Here is an 8,219-nt window from a genome sequence, read left to right on the forward strand (position 1 = left end):
CTCTTGTACCCTGTATAATATGTGAAATATTTAACAAATAAATATTGTAATAAAAAAAGGATGATATTCATCACCCTGATCAAATGCTCTTAAATAGCGTGTAGTCGCTTTAGCATTTGGTTTTTCGCTTTATTTTCTAAAGAATCATCCAATGGCAATAGGTCTGAAAACTTCAAATCCGGATATTCTTTTGTTAAGCTTTTATAAATCACAAAATCAGCAATTTTTGGGTTTTTAGGAAATAAAGGGCCATGCATATATGTACCGAGCACCTTTCCATTATAGAAACCTTCTATTTTATCTTCAAAATTGTTTCCATAGCCAGCTATGACTTTGCCAAATGGGCTTGCTACATTTCTCGTTTGCCCACCATGGTTTTCAAAGCCGACTGCCATGAATTCTTCACCATCTAAATTACACTGAATAGCTATATTGCCAATACAACGTTTTCCATTATCGCCACTTTCGGTATAATAATCGAAGAATTTCAAACCTTCAATTTTTTCATTATTGGCATCGATATAATACTGACCAAATAACTGATATCCACCACATACAAGGAAAATGAAAGTATTGTTATCCATAGCTTTTTGAATGTTACTTTTACGGGCAAGTAAATCATCAATCAGCATATGCTGTTCTTTATCTGCTCCCCCACCTAGAAACATCAGATGAAATTTGCTTAAATCTTTCTTTTCACCAATGGCACAGGTGTCAATCTCAATATCGATACCGCGATCTTTACAACGTTTCGTAAGTACCATCATATTACCTTTATCTCCATAAAGATCCATGATATCGTGATACATCCAGCATACCTTTAATTTCATTTTTCATTCCTCCTTAGCAGCTTGCGAACCGGCTGCAAGGCCGTATACGTAGCAATGGCATACATAGTGGTATCTGCATTCTTTAGACTTGCGACTGCCTTTTCCAGGTTTTCTTCCACTTCAATGCGTTCTTTATAACCTGCATATTTTAATCTTAATGCCATATCGTAACAACGTGTACCGCTGCAGATGATATGAACGGTTTTTTCGTTTACTAATTTTTCAAAGAATGTATCATAAATCCAGGATACATCAGTGCCATCCTGCGCATGATCATTTAATACCAGTAAAACTGTTTTATCATCCTGATCTTCTTCTATGACTTTCATGACTTCATTGGCACCTGTAGGATTTTTCACAAGATTCAATACACATTTTTGACCATTAAAGTTAAATTCTTCATTACGGCCATCAGGAACATCCATGGTTTCAAACGTTTTAGCTGCATACTGCATATCAATGTGGAAGAAATCTGCCACGCATAAAACAGCCATACAATTGTACATAGTATATAAACCACCTTGTGGTGCATGAAATTCCATATCTTTCCAGATGAATTGGCGATCACGAATGCTTTTCACGCTACCTTTGACATCTGTAGCAGGTGTTTCGTAGTCCTTATTCTCACAATGGTATTCACCGATATGAGAATACTGGTAAAAGTCATAAATCAGCTTACCACCGCAACGTGGACAGAATTTACCTTCACTTGCTTCTTTGTTAACGGCTTTGCTTTCCTCACATCGCTCCATGGCAAAGTATCGTGCATCTGCTTGCACAGCAGCATCTTTTAAACGAACAACATTGGGATCATTGGCATTCAAGATCAAGGTACCATCAAAATCATGGATCGCTTCTTCTACCTTTTGGATTAATTGCTCCATCTCCCTTGCCCTATCCAATTGATCACGGAAGAAATTAGTTACCACTAATGCGGTGACAGGCAGACTTTTAATAATATAAGGGATATTTAATTCGTCAACCTCTAATACGATATAATCGGCAGGTACTACACCAGTTAGACTTGCCGCTTTCAATAAACAAGTCGTAATACCGGCACGCATATTATCACCTTTACGATTGGTAACCACTTGTTTATGAGCCGTTTCAAACATGGAAGCGATTAGATTGCTTGTAGATGTCTTACCATTGGTTCCTGTTACTAAAATGATGGGACATGAGATTTTCAGCTCTTTTAAGATGTTAGCATCAACCTTCAATGCCAATTGTCCTGGCAGAGAACCTCCGCGATGAACCAAACTTAGCAGAAAGGATGCAAGCTTATTCAGCAGTATTGCGAGATACTTCATATAATTCCTCCTTGATTGCTAGAAGTGTATTGTAAAATTCACTTCCTTATTATACCTTGAAATGCTTAAAAACGCTACGTTCTTCATAGAATTTATGGGATTTCTTCTTTTATTATATAACTGCCCTTAGAAATTATGTGAAAGCCTTTTAAAAATAAGAATATTTTCGATAAAAGAGCAAAAAAAAATTAAAAAATTGAAGAAATTGTAAAATTTAAGTGGTAATTATGCTGAGAAATGCTATAATAATTTCGTCATTAAGGAATATGGAGGACACTATGGAAAAAATCTACGTAGGTAAAACAAAAGATGTTTACAAATTAGACAACGGTAACGTATTGTTGAAGTTTAAAGATGACTGTACTGGAAAAGATGGCGTTTTTGATCCAGGCGAAAATGCAGTTGGCTTAACAATCGAAGGTATTGGTAAAGCAAATCTGGAAACTTCAATCCACTTCTTTGAAATCTTAAAAGATGCTGGCATCAAAACACATTACGTAAGTGCTAATGTAGAAGATGCAACGATGGAAGTTCTGCCTGCTACCGTATTTGGTAAAGGCTTGGAAGTTATCTGCCGTCTGGTAGCAACCGGTAGTTTCATTCGCCGTTATGGTGATTATATTGAAGATGGAACACCTCTTCCTGGCGGATATGTAGAAACAACATTGAAAGATGATGCCAAAGGTGATCCGCTGATTACCAGTGAAGGTCTGGCTGCTTTAGGAATCATGAGCGAAGAAATGTTCGCAAGCATGAAAGAACAGACTTTAAAAATTACGGAAATTGTAGCTGCAGACTTGAAGAAAAAAGGTCTTGATCTGTATGATATCAAGTTTGAATTTGGCTACAACAATGATGAAGTGATTCTGATTGATGAAATTGCATCCGGAAACATGCGTGTTTACAAAGATGGTAAAATCGTTGATCCAGTTGATCTGACATCAATTATTTTAGGTAAATAATGCAATGAAGCATTCTCATGTAATAAGTGTGAGAATGCTTTTTTAAACGGTTACATTACAATATCAGCACAAGAAAGATTGACATGAAAAATCCCCTGCCCTATAATTGTAAGGTAAAAAAAGCAATACATTTTTTTGCTTGGTTTACATAGGTATTCATGTTCGATATATGCTATAGAAAAGATATTTATTTATGAGATATCTGTATATGGAAAGGAAATGAACAACAATGAAAGAGTGCACATTACTTTACGAAGGAAAAGCAAAGAAAGTTTTTACCACAGAAGATGCTGATGCTGTTATCGTGGATTACAAAGATGATGCAACAGCATTTAATGGTTTAAAAAAAGGTACGATTCAAGGAAAAGGCAGCATGAATAATCGCATATCAAATTTTTTGTTTCAGAAGTTGGAACAGCAAGGAATTCCAACCCATCTGATCAAGGAATTAGATGATCGCAAGACTTTGGTGAAAAAAGTGGATATCATCCCTTTGGAAGTTATCGTGCGCAATAAGGTGGCTGGTAGTTTTGCGAAGCGTTTAGGCTTGGAAGAAGGCACAAAAATCAAGAGCCCGATCTTAGAATTCAGTTATAAAAATGATGAACTTGGTGATCCCATGATCAACAGCTATATGGCGATTGCTATTGGTATTGCAACACGTGAAGAAATCGATACCATTACCGATATGGCATTTAAAATCAACAACACATTAAAGGATATCTTTGCGAAAGCCGATATCGAATTGATTGATTTTAAAATAGAATTTGGTAAATTTCATGATACTATTGTGTTAGCGGATGAAATTTCCCCAGATACATGCAGATTATGGGATATGGATAGCCATGAACATTTAGATAAGGACCGTTTCCGCCGTGATTTAGGAAATGTGGAAGATGCCTATCAGGAAGTATGTAAACGTCTGTATATCGCTTAAAAAATTACTTAAATAGATAAATGGAAAGGAGCTTATATGTACGATCGATATGAAAGCCCGCTGGGACAGCGTTACGCCAGCAAAGAGATGCAGCAAATATTCTCACAGGATAAGAAATTTAAAACATGGCGTAAGCTATGGATTGCTTTAGCGGAAAGCGAAAAAGAATTAGGATTGGATATCACTCAGGAACAATTGGATGAATTGATTGAGAATAAAGATACTATCAACTATGAAGTGGCGAAAGAACGTGAAAGAATCGTGCGCCATGATGTGATGAGCCATGTGTATGCATATGGTGTGCAATGTCCAAAAGCCAAAGGTATCATCCATTTAGGTGCGACTAGCTGCTATGTTGGTGACAATACAGATCTCATCCTCATGTATGAAGCATTAGAACTGGTAAAAAACAAAATCGTGAACGTCTTGGCGGAATTGAAAAAATTTGCATTGACCTACAAAGATCTTCCGGTCTTAGCATTCACCCACTTTCAGCCAGCCCAACCAACCACACTTGGTAAACGTGCTGCCATTTGGGCACAGGATCTACAGTTGGATTATGAAGAAATTTGCTATTTACTAGAGCATAAAAAACTTTTAGGCTGTAAAGGTACGACCGGTACACAAGCAAGCTTTATGGAATTGTTTGACAATGACAATGAAAAGGTTAAGGAACTGGACAAACGTATCGCAAAAAAAATGGGTTATACAGATTGCTATCCAGTATCTACCCAGACCTATTCACGTAAAATTGATTCTCGTATACTTCAGGCATTAAGCAATATTGCCCAAAGTGCACATAAGTTTTCAAATGATATTCGCCTTTTACAGCATTTAAAAGAGGTGGAAGAACCATTTGAAAAGGGACAGATCGGTTCCAGTGCTATGGCTTATAAGCGCAATCCTATGCGCAGTGAACGAATGGCTTCTTTAGCTAATTATGTCATCTCGGATGCATTAAATCCGGCATTAACTGCTGCAACGCAATGGTTTGAAAGAACCTTGGATGATTCAGCTAATAAACGCATCAGTATACCGGAAGGCTTTCTAGCTGTAGATGGTATTCTTGATCTTTATTTGAATATTACGGATGGCTTAGTTGTATATCCAAAAGTCATTCATGCACATTTGATGAAAGAACTCCCTTTCATGGCTACCGAAACTATATTGATGGATGCGGTAAAAGCCGGCGGAGATCGTCAGGAACTGCATGAACGCATTCGTATTCATTCTATGGAGGCTGGAAAAGCGGTGAAAGAAGAAGGAAAGGAAAACGATTTGCTTGCACGTATTGCCGAGGATGAAATGTTCCCTATGCATATGGAACAGCTAGAAGCCATCATGGATCCACAAAATTTTGTTGGCCGTGCGCCACAGCAAACGGAAGAATATTTCCATGACTTCATTGACCCTATTCTAGCCAAAGAAAAAAACGCATTGGGAATACATGCCGATATTCAAGTATAAAAAGCAATAAGCATTGCTTTGTATAAGAAAGACTGTACGACACACAGTCTTTTTCTTTTACGTTAAAGCGAATCGGTTTTAGCTTATCTGAAAGAAGAAATAATAGGAGTAGGAAAATAGTGTTTGCCTATAACGTTCATGCAGCCTAACATATACCCTCCCTTTCCTTTCTATAAAAAATACGACACACTCATATGTAGGACTGTGTCGTTTTATAAAGAATTATCATAGACTATCATAAAAAGCATATAAAGCACTTTTTATGGTTTCTCCTATTCATAAAGATACTGCTTTGTTATTCGCATTTCCTCTTATTCAATTGTTTTGCATATTTAATAAAGTCTATAAATAAAGGATGTGCACGATGTGGGCGGCTTTTAAATTCCGGATGATATTGTACGCCTATATAAAAATCATTGGCAGAATACTCAATAGCCTCGACTAATGCATCATCAGGTGATACCCCACTGATACACATGCCATGTTCTTCGAAAGATGCGCGATAGGCATTGTTAAATTCAAAGCGATGACGATGTCGTTCTGCGATATGATTTTTTTGATAAGCTCTTTCCAATTGCGTTCCTTTTTTAATGGTACTAGGATACGCCCCTAAACGCATTGTTCCACCTTTTGAAAGCAGTTCTCTTTGTTCTTGCATATAGTGGATGATTGGATACTGACAGTCATTATCAAACTCTGCAGAATTGGCATCCTTAAGTTGTAATACACTGCGGGCAAAAGCAATAGCAGCAATCTGCATCCCTAAACAAATCCCTAAATAAGGAATGTTATGGATACGGGCATAATTGGCAGCAACGATCTTTCCTTCTATGCCTCTATTACCAAACCCTCCAGGTATTAATATACCATGACAGCCACTTAATTTTTCAGCTACGCTTTCCTCTGTTAATTCTTCTGAATCTATCCAGCGGATTTGAATGTGAACTTTGTTTTTTAAACCGGCATGATGAAGTGCTTCAACAACGGATAAATAAGCATCATGGAGCTTCACGTATTTCCCAATCAGGGCAATCGTAACTTCTTCTTGAATACTGGAAAAGACTTCACTTAATTCTTCCCATTGATGCAAATCAGCTGATGGTAACGAATAGTTAAAATGTTTCAGCACAATCTCATCTAATCCATTTTTTTGTAACATCGAAGGTACCTCATACAATGAGCGCATCGTTCGATTTTCAATGACACATTCCTTAGGTACGTTGCAAAATAATGATAACTTTTCTTTAATCGTATCTTCTAATGGTTCATTGACTCTTGCAATCAAAATATCCGGTGAGATACCATACGATTGTAGTTCTTTTACCGAATGCTGTGTTGGCTTTGATTTATGCTCTTGGCTGCTTTGTATATAAGGGATAAGCGTCACATGAATGTACAAACAGTTTTGACGTCCCTGTTCAAGCGCAACTTGACGAATCGCTTCAAGAAATGGCTGGCTCTCAATATCCCCGGTAGTTCCACCGATTTCGCATAATAAAATATCTGCTTGCGTTTTCTTCTGAGCCATATAAATATAACTTTTAATCTCATTGGTAATATGGGGAATGACTTGAACAGTTTGACCAAGATAATCTCCCCGACGCTCTTTTTGTAAGACATTCCAATAGATCTTCCCAGTTGTTACGTTGGAATAGCAGTTTAAATCTTCATCAATAAAACGCTCATAATGACCTAAATCCAAATCGGTTTCACTGCCATCCTCGGTCACAAAGACCTCACCATGTTGATAAGGGCTCATGGTTCCCGGATCTACATTGACATAGGGGTCCATTTTCATCGCTGAGATTTTCAGTCCTCTTGCTTTTAATAGTCTTCCTAAAGATGCTGCGGTGATGCCTTTTCCCAAGCCGGATACAACACCACCGGTAATAAAGATAAATTTACACATAGATATATATCCTTTCTCATTCGGTTTTATTTTCATATTTTCGTATCACCGCTTTTGCTAGCTGTAAGCGTGTGAGTCGCGCATTCATTGCTTTTTTCTCTAAATATTTGTGTGCTTGTTGCTCATTCATATGTTCATGTTCTAATAACAGACACTTTGCTTGCTGGATAACCTTGGTTTCCTGCAGACGTTGTTTCCATAGCTGTTCATCTTTTTGATGTTGTTTTTGTTTGCGTTGAGTAAGTATGGCAAATTTTAAAAGCTGAAACAGCGTATGTTGATGTATTGGTTTTCCAACGGTCATGATACCGGCTTTCTGCATGCGATCCTCAATACTTTTTAATTTCTCATGATGTACCAGCAATAAGATGCTGGCATTGTTTTTCACATTCATATCCAATACCAGACGATAATCTGCTTCATCTGGAAGCGGATAGTTTATGATAATGAAATCATAGGCAGCTGTCATAAAAAGACGGCGAGCGTGCGCTGCATGGGTGCTGATCGTGATACTGAGGTCATCTTCACATGCTAAAAATTCGCGTATGCATTCAGTTGTCTTTTTACTGCCAGATATAATCAATACACGAATCATAGATCATCACCTCTTTTAATCGTATCAAGTTATTGTTTGTGTGTTTTCATTTGGATAGTTTTTACATTTAGTTTTAATGCACAAATCCTTGTTTGCAGTAGACCGATAGCCTTATTCGTATATATATCGATTCATAGTTAGTATGGTGTAGAACAAGAGCTAGTGTACTGTATTGTTGACATTTAACTAAATATTTATAGCTATTATAG

7 protein-coding genes are annotated in these 8,219 nt (G+C 37.2%); 3 read left to right on the top strand and 4 right to left on the bottom strand.

Annotated features, from left to right (window positions below; genetic code table 11):
* Positions 1–89: 89 nt before the first annotated feature.
* The gene (locus AC1VS3_RS12235; RefSeq protein WP_008688473.1) at positions 90–830 is read right to left on the bottom strand and encodes a type 1 glutamine amidotransferase; all 741 of its coding nucleotides are present in this window, start codon (positions 828–830) and stop codon (positions 90–92) included.
* A complete protein-coding gene (locus AC1VS3_RS12240) occupies positions 827–2,140 on the bottom strand; it encodes a Mur ligase family protein (RefSeq protein WP_008688474.1) in 1,314 nt (437 codons plus the stop codon). The genes AC1VS3_RS12235 and AC1VS3_RS12240 overlap by 4 nt, the downstream gene beginning before the upstream one ends.
* A gap of 278 nt (positions 2,141–2,418) precedes the next feature.
* On the opposite strand from AC1VS3_RS12240, the gene AC1VS3_RS12245 reads away from it, so the two are divergent.
* The 3 genes from AC1VS3_RS12245 (at position 2,419) to purB (ending at position 5,506) form a co-directional block, all read left to right on the top strand.
* Positions 2,419–3,102, top strand: a complete 684-nt coding sequence (locus AC1VS3_RS12245; RefSeq protein WP_008688476.1) for a phosphoribosylaminoimidazolesuccinocarboxamide synthase — start codon at positions 2,419–2,421, stop codon at positions 3,100–3,102.
* A gap of 229 nt (positions 3,103–3,331) precedes the next feature.
* A complete protein-coding gene (purC, locus tag AC1VS3_RS12250) occupies positions 3,332–4,039 on the top strand; it encodes a phosphoribosylaminoimidazolesuccinocarboxamide synthase (protein ID WP_008688478.1) in 708 nt (235 codons plus the stop codon).
* Positions 4,040–4,075: 36 nt separating this feature from the next.
* On the top strand, positions 4,076–5,506 hold the full coding sequence (gene purB, locus AC1VS3_RS12255) for an adenylosuccinate lyase (RefSeq protein WP_008688480.1): 1,431 nt from the start codon (positions 4,076–4,078) through the stop codon (positions 5,504–5,506).
* Positions 5,507–5,801: 295 nt separating this feature from the next.
* Here the strand turns inward: purB and AC1VS3_RS12260 are convergent, their stop codons facing one another.
* Positions 5,802–7,415: a CTP synthase gene (locus AC1VS3_RS12260; RefSeq protein WP_481275668.1), complete on the bottom strand. Its 1,614-nt coding sequence runs from the start codon at positions 7,413–7,415 to the stop codon at positions 5,802–5,804.
* A gap of 16 nt (positions 7,416–7,431) precedes the next feature.
* A complete protein-coding gene (locus AC1VS3_RS12265) occupies positions 7,432–8,010 on the bottom strand; it encodes an ANTAR domain-containing response regulator (protein ID WP_008688483.1) in 579 nt (192 codons plus the stop codon).
* Positions 8,011–8,219: the final 209 nt, after the last annotated feature.

This window comes from Longicatena sp., from assembly GCF_982403165.1.